Origin of the sequence: Lacibacter cauensis (genome assembly GCF_007830055.1) — a bacterium.
GTDB classification, from domain to species: Bacteria; Bacteroidota; Bacteroidia; order Chitinophagales; family Chitinophagaceae; genus Lacibacter; species Lacibacter cauensis.
Window position 1 is genome coordinate 474244 of record NZ_VLLE01000006.1, and the last position, 14003, is coordinate 488246.

The window sequence follows — 14003 nt, forward strand, 5'->3', positions numbered from 1 at the left end:
TTTATGCAAAGCATCGTTTATCGAAGCAAAGTATTTCTCGGAAAATATCCATTGTTTCTCTTTTTGCTGCCTGTATTTTTTATTTACAGCGGCTATAATGAGTTGTTTGGTTTTCTATCTGCAGGTTTTATCTTTTACAATTTCGCCATAGTTATCGTTTCTACCTTCGTTGTGTACGCTGCTGTCTATTTTTCAATGAAGGAAAAGAAATCAGCTGCAATCTTTACTTTTTTTCTACTCTTATTCAATTTAACTTTTGGATTTATATTTGACAGTTTTAAGAAAATCACGTTATCGCCCATTTTTGGGAAATATGTTTTTATACTTCCCTTTAGCCTCGGATTGTTTTTAATTTTGTTTATTGTACTTAAAAAAAGGAAGATTGGAACAGATGCTTACACCTTCCTTAATCTACTTTTCATTGTTCTCATTCTTAGCGAAATACCTAATAGTATAAAACGATATCAATTAGATAAAAGTGTCCATAATTTAATAGACTTCAGATTTAATGCATACAACGAATACCATCCCGTTGTAAAGCAGGAAGACTCATTAAAACCAGATATTTACTTTTTGATATTTGATGCGATGGCATCGTCTAAAAGTATATTAACCACAACAGGTAAAAGCATTTCTGATCTAGATAGTTTTTTAACGAGCAGAGGCTTTTATCTAGCAACCAATGCAAAAGCTAACTATAACTGGACAATCCATTCTGTTTCCTCAACATTGAATATGGATTATTTACCTCCGTGGATTGCACCTGTTATGAACGATCTAAAGGTGTATTTCTGGGGTTCTTCTTCATTTAAAGACAACTCGCTTTTTAGAATATTGCAGAAAGAAAACTATGTCGTAAACAGTTATCAACCCATTTCTTTCAACAACGAACAATGGCCTGGTGATTCATACTTTACCAATCTTAAAAAATATCATTTCTCGTTTAAAACTTTGCCGGGCCGTATTTACAAAGATATTTTCTGGAATTATACACGTATTAACATCGATCTTATTCATAAGCATCAGTTAGATCTTATTCATCAAAGAAGTGTAGTTAAAAAAACATATTTCGATACAACCATATCCTTAGTTAAGCAAAGTTGTAGTCAAACAGGCAAGCCCAAGTTTGTTTATGGTCACTTTATGTTGCCGCACGAACCCTATGTTTTTGACAGTACAGGTAATCTAAAAGCGCCCGAAAAAACGATTGTAAAAAATTCTCAAGAAGACCTTACTGGTTATTATGAACAGCTGCGGTTTGCAACCACCACTATTCGTGAGTTGGTAACATTTATACAGGCGAATAATAAAAAAAACACCATCATTATTGTAGCAGGTGATCATGGATTTAAAACAAAAGAGGCACAAGAGAATGGATATGCTTTTAATAACTATTCAGCCTTCTATTTCCCGGATAGACAATACCAATCACTATACGATTCTGTTTCACCTGTTAATACATTCAGACTTGTATTAAATAAATATTATCATGCAAACCTTCGTTTATTTAAAGATAGCAGCACACTTGTTGGTACAGAGAACACCGAAGCAATTAAGAAATCAGAAAAGATACCCCCAACGCATACCCCTTCAACCCCAAACCAATAATGCTGCCGGCAGCTTTTGCACTTACATGAGAAAGCTTACGGAATTCTTCACGGGCATGCACATTAGAAATATGCACTTCCACAACTGGTGTTGTAATGGCAGCAATGGCATCGCCAATGGCAACTGAAGTATGCGTATAACCACCAGGATTCATAATAATCCCATTATAAGAAAAGCCAACTCGCTGCAGCTCATTGATCAGCTCTCCTTCAATATTACTTTGAAAATAATGAAATTCTACATCAGGGAATTTTGCTTTCAGTTCCTCGAAATATTCTTCGAATGATTGATTCCCGTACACACCTGGTTCACGCTTGCCAAGTAAGTTTAAATTAGGTCCGTTTATGATGGCGATCTTCTTCATGGCATAAATATAAAAAAGAAAAGCCCCGATATTAAACCGGGGCTTCGTATTAATTTAAACTCGCTTTGATCATGTTGATGAAATCATCGAAGAGGTAACGGCTGTCGTGCGGGCCAGGTGTACTTTCCGGGTGATATTGCACCGAAAATGCTGGACGATCTTTCAAACGGATTCCTTCAATCGATTCGTCATTCAGATTCACATGTGTAATTTCAACATTTGCAGCCTTACGCACAGCTTCCGGATCAACACCAAAGCCGTGGTTCTGTGTAGTGATCTCACACAAACCTGTTACGAGGTTTTTCACCGGGTGGTTTAATCCACGATGACCGTGATGCATTTTAAACGTAGTAATATCGTTTGCTAACGCCAGCAACTGATGACCAAGGCAGATACCGAAAGTTGGTTTCTTTTCGTTGATGATCGCCTTTACCGTTTCAATGGCATAATCCATACTTGCAGGATCACCAGGACCATTTGAAATAAAATAACCGGCAGGGTTAAACGCCTTCAGCTCTTCAATTTTTGTTTTAGCGGGAAACACTTTCAGGTAAGCACCACGATCGACCATGCACTGCAAGATGTTGAGCTTTGTACCAAAGTCCATTACTGCAATACGCACAGGTGAATTTTCATCACCCATATTGTAAGCTTCAGTTGTACTAACAGTACTTGCCAGCTCCAAACCTTCCATTGAAGGTACTTTCGCTAATTCTTCTTTAAGTTTTGCTTCATCCAGTATTTCAGAAGAGATGATACAGTTCATTGCTCCTTTTGTACGAACGTGTGTTACAAGCGCCCTGGTATCCACATCTTCAATGGAAACAATGTTTTGCTCTTCAAGATATTGCTGTAACGATTTATCAGCAGTATAGCGTGAAAAACGATCTTCCAGATTACGACCAATCAAACCTTTAATCTTTACACTGTTACTTTCAACATCTTTTTCATAAGTACCATAGTTACCCGTATGCACGTTGTTCATAATAACAATCTGGCCGGTATAACTAGGATCGGTAAATACTTCCTGGTAACCGGTCATTCCTGTATTAAAACAGATTTCACCCGTCGTGGTACCAATTTTACCGAATGCTTTACCATAAAATACATTGCCATCTTCCAACATCAGAATGGCTGTTTGCGTTCCTGTAGGTTTATGTGGTTGTGTCATAATTAAGTACAAAAATAAAAGAGGCAGAACCAAATGGCCTGCCTCTCTATCAGAAAATTTTCAACATTTAATTTACTCAGCTGATTTCTCTTCTGTAGTTTCAGCAGGAGCAGCAGCTTCATCAGCTTTTGCTTCAGCTTTTTTCTTCGCACCACCGGCACGACGGGTTTTCTTAGCAGGAGCAGCAGCTTCGCCTTTGCCTTTACCGTAGATTTCATTGAAATCAACCAGTTCAATCATTGCTTTTTCTGCATTATCACCTGTACGAATACCCAACTTCAGGATACGAGTGTACCCACCAGGACGGCTTGCTACTTTCTCAGCAACTGCACCAAACAATTCAGCAACAGCTTCTTTGTTTTGCAAGTAACTGAACACAACACGACGGCTGTGAGTAGAGTTATCTTTTGCCTTCGTGATCAATGGCTCGATCCAGGTACGCAAAGACTTTGCCTTTGTTAAGGTTGTAACAATACGTTTGTGTTGAATCAGCTCAATTGCGAGGTTGGTCAGTAACGCTTTTCTGTGAGAAGCGGTACGTCCCAAATTTTTGATTTTGTCTCCGTGACGCATGACGTTTAAATTTTAAAATCTTGTACCGTGTCAGGAATTACAAGACTATGTTTAAAAAAATAGTCAGCCGCACAAGTGCAGCTGACTAAAAGCGATTAATCGATATTATCTAATCCCATTTTGTGAAGATCCATACCAAAGTGTAAGCCTCTTTCGCCTAACACCTGCTCAATTTCAGCCAAAGATTTTTGACCGAAGTTGCGGAACTTCATAAGGTCTTCCTGCTCGTACTGTACCAGTTCACTCAACGAGTTAATCTTCGCAGCTTTCAAACAGTTGAAGGCACGTACTGAAAGATCGAGATCTTCCAAAGGCGTCTTCAATACCTTACGGAGTTGCAGCATTTGCTCATCCACCACATCTTCTTTCTTCTCTTCCTTGTTGTCGAAAGTGATGTTTTCATCTGTGATGATCATCAGGTGTTGAATAAGAATGCGGCTTGCCTGCTTAACTGCTTCTTCCGGGTGAATTGTACCGTCGGTAACAACATCCATCACCAGCTTTTCGAAGTCGGTACGTTGTTCCACACGTGTATTTTCAATCAGGTACTTTACGTTTTTAATGGGCGTAAAGATAGAATCAGTAGCAATGTAACCAAATGGAGCATCTTTTGGTTTGTTGTCCTCTGCAGGAACATAACCACGACCTTTTGAAATGTTGATTTCAATGTCGAGTTTAGCACTTGGATCCATTGTGCAGATGAGTAACTCAGGGTTCATTACTTCGAACGTCTGTGTTCCTTCACCAATATTTGCAGCTGTGAATTCAGTTTTATTCTTTAGGCTCAAAGTGATTTTCTCATGAGCAACCTCATGATCAACCTTCTTCTTAAAACGAACCTGTTTCAGGTTAAGGATAATTTCTACAACGTCTTCGCTGATACCCTTTACAGTTGCAAACTCATGGTCGGCGCCTTCGATTTTAATACCGGTAATAGCGTAACCTTCCAAAGAGTTGAGCAACACACGGCGTAATGCGTTACCGATGGTAACACCATAACCAGGCTCAAGCGGACGGAATTCAAACTGTGCTTCAAAATCAGTTGCTTTCTGAAGAACAATTTTGTCGGGTTTTACGAAATTCAAAATAGCCATATTGAAGTTTCTGTTTTACATTTTTGTAATCGGCTGTTACGCCTTGCTTGTACTGCTGTTGCGTCGCACACTTGTGCTTCGTGTAATTCTGCTGATCACTGATTATTCATCACTGATCACTCATTGTTACTTGCTGTACAATTCCACAATCAGTTGTTCCTTGATGTTTTCAGGAACACTTTCACGTTCTGGGAAAGCAATGAATGTACCTTTCATTTCAGCTTCGTTGTAATCAATCCAGTTGAACTTAGGATTCTTTCCTTTGATCTGGCTTGTTACAGAAGTATTATCCTTGCTCTTATCTTTCAGGCTCACAATGTCGCCTGGTTTGAGTTGGAAAGAAGGAACGTTCACCACGATACCGTTAACAGTAACGTGTTTGTGGCTTACGAGCTGACGTGCAGCAGGACGGCTTGGAGCAATACCTAAACGGTAAATTGTGTTATCCAAACGTGCTTCGAGAAGGCGGATCAGGTTTTCACCGGTTACACCTTTCAAACGTGCAGCTTCTTCAAATGTTTTACGGAATTGCTTCTCTAATACACCGTAAGTGTATTTAGCTTTTTGTTTTTCACGCAGCTGTAAAGCGTATTCACCTAAAGTTTTACGTTTACGTTGTGCGCCATGTTGGCCTGGAGGGTTGCTGTTTTTACCCAACCATTTACCATTGCCGAGGATTGGCTCACCGAAAATACGGGAGATCTTGGTCTTAGGACCAGTGTAACGTGCCATAGTTTTTATTCATTTACGCTTTTTAGAAACCGGTGAACTGATCAGTAAAAGCGTTAAAAATTAATCAGTCACCCTTTGTTAAAATGAATCAATGGCGATTCAAAAAATATATAAGAAAGCTGTCAGCTCATAGCTATGAGCTGACAGCCTTTTCATTAAACTCTTCTCTTTTTAGGAGGACGACAACCGTTGTGTGGTAAAGGAGTAACGTCTTTGATCATTGCTACTTCAATACCTGATTGTGATAAAGCACGAATAGCGCTTTCACGACCAGAACCGGGTCCTTTTACATAAACATCTACACGCTTCATACCTGCATCGAAAGCAACTTTCGCAGCTTCTGCAGATGCTACCTGTGCAGCATAAGGAGTGTTTTTCTTAGAACCTTTGAAGCCCATTTTACCGGCGCTGCTCCAGGAAATAACCTGTCCTTGCTTGTTTGTTAAACTGATGATGATGTTGTTGAATGTTGCGCTGATGTGTGCATCACCGTGTGCATCAACCTTTACAACTCTTTTTTTGGCGGCTGCCTTAGCGCTCACCTGTTGTGCTTTTGCCATAATTGAAAACCGAGGTAATCATTTGTTTAAAAATAATCCCGCTTTAACGAGACCAGATCAACGCTCCATCTACACCGGGATATCTGCTGTTAACCTGTAAGAACTGGTGTATATAAAAAAGCCGCAAGCTCAAAGCTTAATGCTCTGAGCTCGTGGCTGATTTTATTACTTCTTAGTTGCCTTCTTCTTACCTGCAACCGTTTTACGTTTACCCTTACGTGTACGGCTGTTTGTTTTCGTACGCTGACCACGAACTGGTAATCCTTTACGGTGACGCAAGCCACGGTAGCAAGCGATATCAAGCAAACGCTTGATGCTCATTTGCACTTCACTACGCAATTGACCTTCTACCTTAAACTCATTTGTAATGATGTTCCGGATAGCATTGAGTTCATCATCATTCCATGTATGAACTTTCTTGTTAACATCAATACCTGCCTTATCTAAAATGTATTTGGCAGTAGCGGGACCAATACCATAGATATAGGTAAGTCCTATTTCGCCTCTTTTGTTTTTTGGTAAATCTACACCGGCAATACGAGCCATAACTTATCGGTTATTTTTTAAATGTTGTTTGTTTCAAATTCCAAAATCCAAATTCCAAAGTTTGTTTTGCGTTTTGGCTTCTGAGTTTTGAGTTTTAGTGCTTATCCCTGGCGCTGCTTGAAGCGGGGATTCTTTTTGTTAATTACATAAAGCTTGCCTTTTCTGCGAACGATCTTGCAGTCGGCGCTACGCTTCTTAATGGATGCTCTAACTTTCATTTTCTTAAGCTTTGTGCTGCAAGCTGTTCGCTGCGAGCTATTGTTATATAATTATATGAATAAGCTGTTGCTTATTTATATCTGAAAATAATACGTCCCCTGCTCAAATCGTAAGGGCTCATTTCCACTCCGACTTTATCGCCTGGAAGAATGCGGATGTAGTGCATCCTCATTTTTCCGGAGATCGTAGCCAGAATCTCATGCCCATTTTCGAGCTGTACACGAAACATAGCATTGCTCAATGCTTCTAAAATTTTACCGTCTTGCTTAATTAGTGCTTGTTTCGCCATACTTTTTGGGGTCGCAAAGATAGGAGGATTTCCTGAAAATTGTACAAAAAAATCAGCCCCGACGGGCATTTTCTTAAAAAATCATCCGTGCGGGGCCAAATTTATAAAGAATTCAGGATTAAATCACTTCTGCAGTGAGATGCACCTTGGTCATATTGAGGTAGTAATTCTGCAACTGATGCAATGCAATGGATTGATTTACATGGCGCTTATCTTCCCGATACCAGAAATTGATGTTACTGAAATCGTTAGGACGCTCGATCTGAACCCGGAATGCTCCTTTCATGTACTTGACCGAACCATCGGGCTGATCTTCCCTTTGAAAATTAATTTTTTTAAGCGCCTCATCGCTGAGCGGAATAGCACTCAGGGCATCGGCTTCGTACCAGAATTCGTTGTTTTCGCCGGTTGAAACCTGTGCCATTTTCTGCACATTATCAACCGCAATCACCTCTCCTTCCATTGTAGTGCCTTCGTTGTTTACCAGTACGAAATCGCCTTCTTTGAGATCGGAAATTTTAATCATAATGCAATCGTTTTTTATTGTTCCCTCTAATTTAAAAAAATAATGATAAAAATGCAGAAAGGAGCTTAGGGTTCAAAAAAGCAATCTTAACAGCTTGTTTATAACTCAATGGCCTTCTTTTTGTTAATACCTAATAAAACACGAGGATATGAAACGATTGCCTTTTTTACTTCTTTTCCTTGCAACGATAGGTTTTAGTTCCTGCCGCAAAGAACCCGCCCGGAATCTTACGGTATCGGAAAGCTGGGTTTATATCAGCAGCGGACAAAACGGGGTTAACTACGCCGGCTTTCAAACTATAGCCATCCCCGACTCTGTCATTCTCATCAGCAACAGGCAGGGCGGTAACTACGAAACAAACAGTCTTGCCCAATCAATGATTGCTGAAATAAAATCTACCATGCAGGAACGTGGCTACACACTTACTGCAAAAAACAACAACCCCGATCTGGGTATCAGTATTGCCAGGGTAGATAACAGCTACACCAATGTAGCAGTGTATAATGGTTGGTGGGATCCCACCTGGGGATATTGGGACCCTACCTTTTGGGGGTACCCCGGCTATGGCTGGGCACCTACGCAGTTTGTTTTTTACAACAGTAACGAATCGGCATGGGCAATAGATATTATTGACCTGAAAAATACCAGCGGCAATTCACTGCGTATTTTATGGAGCGGTACTATCCGTGGCGAACAGATTTTTAATACCCAAACAGTTCCCCTGATCGTAAAGGGATTGTTTGATATCGCTCCCTACATACGCAAAAACTAAACGTTCACCTGAAAACAACGAGTACAATGAAACGTCTTTTCTTTTTATTGATGATAACAGTTGTTACGACACCGGTTTGGGCACAACAGGGATTATCAAAAATCAGCATACAGCAATCAACTCATTTGCCCATTAGCAGCTTGAAAGCTTTTGCTGAAAAACCTTCGTTCCGTGGTTTTAGCGCCTCGTACCAATACTTTATTAATAACCAACTATCAGTTGGATTAACAGGCGGCTATTCCGACTTCTATCAAAAGAAAGACCGGCAAACATATACCATCGGCGAAACCGAAGTGTCGGCTGTAAAATCGCATTCGCTACAGGTTGTTCCGTTTATGCTTACAGCAGGTTACAGTAAAGTAAAAGAAGGCAGTTTGTTTCAACCCTATGTCAACCTTGGTGCCGGGGCAAGTTTTGTAAACTATGAAGAATGGTACGGCACACTTGTAGATAATGAAGGCGGCGTTAAGCTTTCTGTTTCACCAGCAATTGGAGCACGCATTGCGTTTAACAAGTACTCGCTGGCGGGAATGGATCTGTCGGTGCGTTACAATTTCACTTCCTTTAAATATAGCAATATAAAGAATTTGCAAACTGTTTCGCTAAACCTGGGTATTTTCTTTTTTGCCAAAAATTAATGACAGCAATATTTAGCTACGCTTACGATAGTTGAGTACTGCCCAGCTGTTGAGCACAACAGCAAACAACGCCATAGTACCAAACTGTTGCTTGATATCCGCAAGACCACTGCCCTTGAGCACGACCATGCGCATCACATCAATAAAATAAGATACCGGGTTGAAGCGTGTAATCCATTGTGCCCACACAGGCATACTATCGATTGAAGTATACAATCCACCCAACAGTACAAAAATCATCATCAGGAAAAATGAGATGAGCATGGCCTGTTGTTGGGTAGCGGCATAAGTTGAAATAAGTAATCCTAATCCCAGTACTGCTAATAAATACACTGCAGCAAAAACATAGATAGTGAGAAACCCGCCTGCGGGAAGAATGCCATAAAACAAACGGGAGATCAATAACCCGAGCGTAAGCACAATTAAACCCAAAATCCAAAACGGAACCAGCTTGGCAATAATGAAATGCACTTTTTTAACCGGTGTTACATTAATCTGTTCGATTGTACCGATCTCTTTTTCCTTTACAATATTGATGGCTGTAAGATTAGCGCCCACCATTGTTAACAACAATACCAAAATTCCCGGCACCATGAAATACTTGTAATTCATCAACGGGTTAAACCAGTTAGAAGAACGCACTTCTATTTGTGTTTGCGGACTGAACTTCGGCAACTGTATCCACTCCAGCCTTACTTCCCGGTTAAAATCCTGTATGATGGAACGGAGATAAGCGCTACCCAAATTTCCTTTTACGCCATTAATTGCATTGCCCGCAATAAACAACGTTGCTTCATCTTCTTTCACCAACTGCTTTTCAAAGGAAGCAGGTATTTCTAATATAAGATCGGCTTCATCATCCTCCACTTTTTCAAGCGATGCGTTATAAGAGCTTTCGTAAGACGTTAATTGAAAGTAACCCGACGAAGTAATTTTTGAAACGAGTTTTTTTGAGTAGCCTGAATGATCTTTATCGGTTACAGCCAGTTTAATATTCTTGATTTCGTAATCAGCGGCCCATGGTAAAATAATGAGCTGCATAACCGGCATCATAAAAATAATGCGGAGGATAGCCGGGTCACGAAAAATTTGCCGGAACTCTTTCTGCAATAAAAATTTCAACGTCCTCATTGCAATCTAATTTTAAATCGTTTAATGGCAACTGTTAGAAAGAACAACAGCATACCAGTTAGAATGAGCGTTTCCTTCCACACCGCCGCAAGTCCCACACCTTTAATCATAACCGAACGTACGATGATATAAAACCATTTTGCGGGAACAATATTCGAGATCATCCGTAACGGGAAGGGCATATTTTCAATTGGAAACATAAAGCCACTCAACATCACTGTTGGTAAAAACAAAGCAACCAGTGAAATAAACATCGCCACCTGTTGTGATGCAGCAGCGGAAGAGATTAATAACCCAAGTGAAAGGGATACCAGCGTAAACAACAAACTTTCTGTAACCAGTAACAACAGGCTTCCGTTAATCGGCACTTCCAATGCAAACACACTCAGCAACAAAATACTGGCAATGTTGATAGAAGACAATAAGAAATAAGGAACTGCTTTTGCAATCACCACCATTTGCGGCCGCATAGGCGATACCAGCATAATTTCCATGGTACCCATTTCCTTTTCACGAACAATGGTAATCGCCGTCATCATGGTACAAACAAGCAGCAACACCATGGCCATAACGCCGGGCACAAAATTGTAAGCGCCTTTTAATTGGGGATTATACAGCATTCTTGTTTCCACATTGATACTGTAAGGCAAGCGTTGTTTATTAGTGATCCGATCCTGATAATCCATAATCACCGCTGTTGCATAATTGGTGAGTGTATTGGCAACGTTCGGATCGGATGCATCAGCGATCAACTGTACACTGGCTTTGTTTACATGCTTCAGGTCTTCTGCAAACTGCGATGGCAACAGCACAGCCAGTTTGATCTTTCCTTTTTTAAATGCAGCTTCAATTTCTTTATACGAAGTAAGATTTGCTTCCACATCAAAATAACGGCTTGCATTCAATTCGGCAATCAACGAAGCAGTTGCTGCATCTTTCGATTGATCGAGCACAGCAATCTTCGAATTTTTTACTTCGTTGGTTAATGCAAACCCGAAGATGATGATCTGCACCACCGGCATCCCCAACAGGATAAACAGTGTGCGTTTATCCCGCCAGATGTGCAGCAATTCTTTTTTTACAAAAGAAAAGAACTGCCTGCGGGCTGCTCCATTTTTTTGTTTTGCTTGTGTATGTTGCTGAGGCTTCATTGAATAAGTTTAATTGCATTAATCGCCGCTGCGTGTTGCTTTTCGTGCCAGTTTTAAAAACACATCATCCATTGTAGCCGACTGGTATTGCTGCTTGAGCATAGCAGGTGTATCTAAGGCTTCCACTTTCCCATCCACCATAATACTTACCCGGTTGCAATACTCCGCTTCATCCATATAGTGCGTGGTAACAAAAATGGTGATGCCATTATCTGCTGCCTGGTAAATCATATTCCAGAACTCTCTTCGTGTAACAGGATCAACACCGCCTGTTGGTTCATCTAAAAAAACAATTTCGGGTTCATGAAAAATAGCAACAGAAAATGCCAGTTTCTGTTTCCAGCCCAATGGCAACGAACCCACCAGTTTGTTTGCTTCATCCTGCAAATGCAGATGCTCAAGAATAAATGCCGTCTTCTCCTTAATGAATGCATTGCTCTTTCCATAAATACCACCGTACAATTGCATGTTTTCTTTCACCGTCAAATCTTCGTACAACGAAAACTTCTGACTCATATAGCCAATGCTTTTCTTGATCTGTTCGTTTTGCGTATACACATCGTAACCTGCAACAGTTGCTTTACCACTGGTCGGCATCGACAAACCGCACAGCATGCGCATAGCTGTTGTTTTACCTGCACCATTTGCACCGAGGAAACCAAAGATCTCACCCTTGTGCACATCAAACGTAATGGCATCTACTGCTGTAAACACTCCAAAGCGTTTGGTGAGATGATCGACTGTTATGATTTTATCGCTTGCCATAATCAAATTCGCATGAGTTGCATGAAACAATCTTCAATTGTTGGCTGACCTTTCTTTATTTCCAATCCGGCAAAAGTTGCTGCCTGCAGCTCCTGCTCCAACTGTTCGGCTGTTGCATGCTGCTTTAAGATGACATGATGATAAATGCCTGATGGGTACGCATTTTCTACAAAAGAAGATTCACGCACTTTATTCAACAGCTGCAACATGTTTGTTGAACGCACTGCCAGCATTGTTTCCGCAAAGGATGCAACGATCTGTTGCGGCGTATCAATACTGAGAATAGAACCATTTTGAATCAATGCTACACGATCGCACATTTCTGCTTCATCCATATAGGGTGTTGATACAAGTATGGTAATACCTTGTTCTTTCAAACGCTTCAGCATTTCCCAAAATTCTTTTCTTGATACAGCATCCACTCCTGTAGTCGGTTCATCTAAAAACAAAACCGTCGGCCTGTGAATGAGTGCACAACTCAACGCCAGTTTCTGTTTCATACCACCGGAAAGTTTTCCGGCTTTACGATCAGCAAACGGTTCTATCTGCACGTAGATGTCTTTGATGAGATCGTAGTTTTCATCAACGGTTGTATTAAAAATGGTCGCAAAAAAATCAAGGTTTTCTTTTACTGTTAAATCCTGGTACAACGAAAAACGGCCGGGCATATACCCTACCTGCTTCCGGATGGCTTTGTATTCGTTTACCACATTCATTCCTTCAACAGTTGCAGTTCCTTCATCTGCCAACAGCAATGTTGTGAGAATACGGAACAGCGATGTTTTACCTGCACCATCCGGACCGATAATGCCAAACAATTCTCCTTTTTTTACTGAGAAAGAAATATCCTTCAAAGCGGGAGTGGTTTGTTTTTTAACCGTATACGATTTGCTGATATGTTGTACCTCTACAGAATACATTTTGCTTATTTAAACATTACTTCGCCGTACATACCAATCTTTAGATAACCATCATTCTTCACATCAATCTTAATTGCGTACACAAGATTTGCACGCTCCTCTTTTGTTTGAATGGTTTTTGGTGTAAACTCGGCTTTATCAGAAATCCATGTAATGTTGCCGTTCATTTCTTTGTATTGCTCTTTGCCTGCATCTACCATTACTTTTACTTTTTGCCCGAGTTTAATCTGCGACAACTGATCGCCTGTAACGTAAGCTCGCAATTTCAATGTACTGAGGTCGGCAATTTTATACAATGCTTTTCCGGTTGATGTTAACTCTCCTGCTTCTGCATACTTAGTTAGGATTGTTCCGTTAATGGGGTTGATGATGTTTGCACGTTTCAACTGATCATCTAACTGTGCTACTCTTTTTTGCAAAGGTTTTGATTCGCTCAACACAGCCCTGTTTTGTGTAGATACATTGCTTTGCTGCACAGCAATCTGTTGTTTGGTAACATTCATTTGCTTTTTCACCACATCAATCTGTGCATTGATATCGTCGAGCTGCTTTCCTGTAGCAGCATCCTGTGCTACCAATTTCTCAATACGCTTTTGTTCGTGCAACAAATTATTCAGTTGCGATTGCTGAACAGCCAACTGATCCTGCAACAGTTTTACCTGTGGCGAAACATCAGCCGTTTTTTCGTTGAGCGAACTGATGCTGGCTTCTACCTGTTCTTTCTGCAATGAAATACCTTCTGCATCTACAACGCCAACAGTTTTATTAGCGGAAACAGTATCGCCTTCGTTGATGTTCAGTGAAATAATTTTTCCACTGATCTCTGATGAAACAATCACCTCAGTTGCTTCAAATGTGCCTGTTGCATCGAACTTTTGACCGCTGTTCTTACATGCAGCAAGTGCTGCCAGCGAAAGCATGATTAAAATAAACGTACGTACCAT

The 14003-nt window shown here is 40.5% G+C and carries 18 protein-coding genes; 3 read left to right on the plus strand and 15 right to left on the minus strand.

Features of this window, described 5'->3' with window-relative positions; genetic code table 11:
* Positions 1-3: 3 nt before the first annotated feature.
* Positions 4-1608: a sulfatase-like hydrolase/transferase gene (locus IQ13_RS18625; RefSeq protein ID WP_144888140.1), complete on the plus strand. Its 1605-nt coding sequence runs from the start codon at positions 4-6 to the stop codon at positions 1606-1608.
* Here IQ13_RS18625 and aroQ read toward each other — a convergent pair.
* From aroQ to IQ13_RS18675, 10 genes are all read right to left on the minus strand, one after another.
* Positions 1553-1972 carry a type II 3-dehydroquinate dehydratase gene (gene aroQ, locus IQ13_RS18630; RefSeq protein ID WP_144888141.1) on the minus strand — a complete coding sequence of 140 codons (420 nt, stop codon included), beginning with the start codon at positions 1970-1972 and terminating at the stop codon, positions 1553-1555. The two genes, IQ13_RS18625 and aroQ, sit on opposite strands and share 56 nt — an antisense overlap.
* Before the next feature lie 49 nt (positions 1973-2021).
* Positions 2022-3143: a glutamine-hydrolyzing carbamoyl-phosphate synthase small subunit gene (carA, locus tag IQ13_RS18635; protein ID WP_144888142.1), complete on the minus strand. Its 1122-nt coding sequence runs from the start codon at positions 3141-3143 to the stop codon at positions 2022-2024.
* A gap of 72 nt (positions 3144-3215) precedes the next feature.
* On the minus strand, positions 3216-3716 hold the full coding sequence (rplQ, locus tag IQ13_RS18640) for a 50S ribosomal protein L17 (RefSeq protein ID WP_144888143.1): 501 nt from the start codon (positions 3714-3716) through the stop codon (positions 3216-3218).
* 95 nt (positions 3717-3811) lie between these two features.
* Positions 3812-4810 carry a DNA-directed RNA polymerase subunit alpha gene (locus IQ13_RS18645; protein ID WP_144888144.1) on the minus strand — a complete coding sequence of 333 codons (999 nt, stop codon included), beginning with the start codon at positions 4808-4810 and terminating at the stop codon, positions 3812-3814.
* A gap of 126 nt (positions 4811-4936) precedes the next feature.
* On the minus strand, positions 4937-5542 hold the full coding sequence (gene rpsD, locus IQ13_RS18650) for a 30S ribosomal protein S4 (protein ID WP_129130090.1): 606 nt from the start codon (positions 5540-5542) through the stop codon (positions 4937-4939).
* Between the two features lie 155 nt (positions 5543-5697).
* The gene (gene rpsK / locus IQ13_RS18655) at positions 5698-6102 is read right to left on the minus strand and encodes a 30S ribosomal protein S11 (RefSeq protein WP_129130091.1); all 405 of its coding nucleotides are present in this window, start codon (positions 6100-6102) and stop codon (positions 5698-5700) included.
* A gap of 165 nt (positions 6103-6267) precedes the next feature.
* Positions 6268-6648: a 30S ribosomal protein S13 gene (gene rpsM, locus IQ13_RS18660; RefSeq protein WP_144888145.1), complete on the minus strand. Its 381-nt coding sequence runs from the start codon at positions 6646-6648 to the stop codon at positions 6268-6270.
* Positions 6649-6749: 101 nt separating this feature from the next.
* Positions 6750-6866 carry a type B 50S ribosomal protein L36 gene (gene ykgO / locus IQ13_RS18665; protein WP_038084689.1) on the minus strand — a complete coding sequence of 39 codons (117 nt, stop codon included), beginning with the start codon at positions 6864-6866 and terminating at the stop codon, positions 6750-6752.
* Between the two features lie 71 nt (positions 6867-6937).
* A complete protein-coding gene (infA, locus tag IQ13_RS18670; RefSeq protein ID WP_129130093.1) occupies positions 6938-7156 on the minus strand; it encodes a translation initiation factor IF-1 in 219 nt (72 codons plus the stop codon).
* A 118-nt stretch (positions 7157-7274) separates the two neighbouring features.
* Positions 7275-7682 carry a hypothetical protein gene (locus tag IQ13_RS18675; protein WP_144888146.1) on the minus strand — a complete coding sequence of 136 codons (408 nt, stop codon included), beginning with the start codon at positions 7680-7682 and terminating at the stop codon, positions 7275-7277.
* A 148-nt stretch (positions 7683-7830) separates the two neighbouring features.
* Here IQ13_RS18675 and IQ13_RS18680 point away from each other — a divergent pair, with 148 nt between their 5' ends.
* Complete coding sequence (locus tag IQ13_RS18680; protein WP_144888147.1) at positions 7831-8454, plus strand: DUF4136 domain-containing protein; 624 nt, start codon at positions 7831-7833, stop codon at positions 8452-8454.
* A gap of 26 nt (positions 8455-8480) precedes the next feature.
* Entirely contained in the window at positions 8481-9092 is a 612-nt protein-coding gene (locus IQ13_RS18685) for an outer membrane beta-barrel protein (RefSeq protein ID WP_144888148.1), read from the plus strand.
* Positions 9093-9104: 12 nt separating this feature from the next.
* On the opposite strand, the gene IQ13_RS18690 is transcribed toward IQ13_RS18685, so the two are convergent.
* The 5 genes from IQ13_RS18690 to IQ13_RS18710 are packed head-to-tail and all read right to left on the minus strand — an operon-like array spanning position 9105 to position 14003.
* A complete protein-coding gene (locus tag IQ13_RS18690) occupies positions 9105-10223 on the minus strand; it encodes an ABC transporter permease (RefSeq protein WP_144888149.1) in 1119 nt (372 codons plus the stop codon).
* Entirely contained in the window at positions 10220-11374 is a 1155-nt protein-coding gene (locus IQ13_RS18695; RefSeq protein ID WP_144888150.1) for an ABC transporter permease, read from the minus strand. The genes IQ13_RS18690 and IQ13_RS18695 overlap by 4 nt, the downstream gene beginning before the upstream one ends.
* Before the next feature lie 18 nt (positions 11375-11392).
* A complete protein-coding gene (locus IQ13_RS18700) occupies positions 11393-12139 on the minus strand; it encodes an ABC transporter ATP-binding protein (RefSeq protein WP_144888151.1) in 747 nt (248 codons plus the stop codon).
* A 2-nt stretch (positions 12140-12141) separates the two neighbouring features.
* A complete protein-coding gene (locus IQ13_RS18705) occupies positions 12142-13059 on the minus strand; it encodes an ABC transporter ATP-binding protein (RefSeq protein WP_144888152.1) in 918 nt (305 codons plus the stop codon).
* A gap of 5 nt (positions 13060-13064) precedes the next feature.
* Positions 13065-14003 (minus strand): HlyD family secretion protein, encoded by a 939-nt coding sequence (locus tag IQ13_RS18710; protein WP_144888153.1) that lies wholly within the window; start codon positions 14001-14003, stop codon positions 13065-13067.

Excerpts from the sequence above, each read along its gene's own strand:
- IQ13_RS18625 (WP_144888140.1), top strand. The coding sequence starts at position 4 with ATGCAAAGCATCGTTTATCGAAGCAAAGTATTTCTCGGAAAATATCCA.
- aroQ (WP_144888141.1), bottom strand. The coding sequence starts at position 1,972 with ATGAAGAAGATCGCCATCATAAACGGACCTAATTTAAACTTACTTGGC.
- carA (WP_144888142.1), bottom strand. The coding sequence starts at position 3,143 with ATGACACAACCACATAAACCTACAGGAACGCAAACAGCCATTCTGATG.
- rplQ (WP_144888143.1), bottom strand. The coding sequence starts at position 3,716 with ATGCGTCACGGAGACAAAATCAAAAATTTGGGACGTACCGCTTCTCAC.
- IQ13_RS18645 (WP_144888144.1), bottom strand. The coding sequence starts at position 4,810 with ATGGCTATTTTGAATTTCGTAAAACCCGACAAAATTGTTCTTCAGAAA.
- rpsD (WP_129130090.1), bottom strand. The coding sequence starts at position 5,542 with ATGGCACGTTACACTGGTCCTAAGACCAAGATCTCCCGTATTTTCGGT.
- rpsK (WP_129130091.1), bottom strand. The coding sequence starts at position 6,102 with ATGGCAAAAGCACAACAGGTGAGCGCTAAGGCAGCCGCCAAAAAAAGA.
- rpsM (WP_144888145.1), bottom strand. The coding sequence starts at position 6,648 with ATGGCTCGTATTGCCGGTGTAGATTTACCAAAAAACAAAAGAGGCGAA.
- ykgO (WP_038084689.1), bottom strand. The coding sequence starts at position 6,866 with ATGAAAGTTAGAGCATCCATTAAGAAGCGTAGCGCCGACTGCAAGATC.
- infA (WP_129130093.1), bottom strand. The coding sequence starts at position 7,156 with ATGGCGAAACAAGCACTAATTAAGCAAGACGGTAAAATTTTAGAAGCA.
- IQ13_RS18675 (WP_144888146.1), bottom strand. The coding sequence starts at position 7,682 with ATGATTAAAATTTCCGATCTCAAAGAAGGCGATTTCGTACTGGTAAAC.
- IQ13_RS18680 (WP_144888147.1), top strand. The coding sequence starts at position 7,831 with ATGAAACGATTGCCTTTTTTACTTCTTTTCCTTGCAACGATAGGTTTT.
- IQ13_RS18685 (WP_144888148.1), top strand. The coding sequence starts at position 8,481 with ATGAAACGTCTTTTCTTTTTATTGATGATAACAGTTGTTACGACACCG.
- IQ13_RS18690 (WP_144888149.1), bottom strand. The coding sequence starts at position 10,223 with ATGAGGACGTTGAAATTTTTATTGCAGAAAGAGTTCCGGCAAATTTTT.
- IQ13_RS18695 (WP_144888150.1), bottom strand. The coding sequence starts at position 11,374 with ATGAAGCCTCAGCAACATACACAAGCAAAACAAAAAAATGGAGCAGCC.
- IQ13_RS18700 (WP_144888151.1), bottom strand. The coding sequence starts at position 12,139 with ATGGCAAGCGATAAAATCATAACAGTCGATCATCTCACCAAACGCTTT.
- IQ13_RS18705 (WP_144888152.1), bottom strand. The coding sequence starts at position 13,059 with ATGTATTCTGTAGAGGTACAACATATCAGCAAATCGTATACGGTTAAA.
- IQ13_RS18710 (WP_144888153.1), bottom strand. The coding sequence starts at position 14,003 with ATGGTACGTACGTTTATTTTAATCATGCTTTCGCTGGCAGCACTTGCT.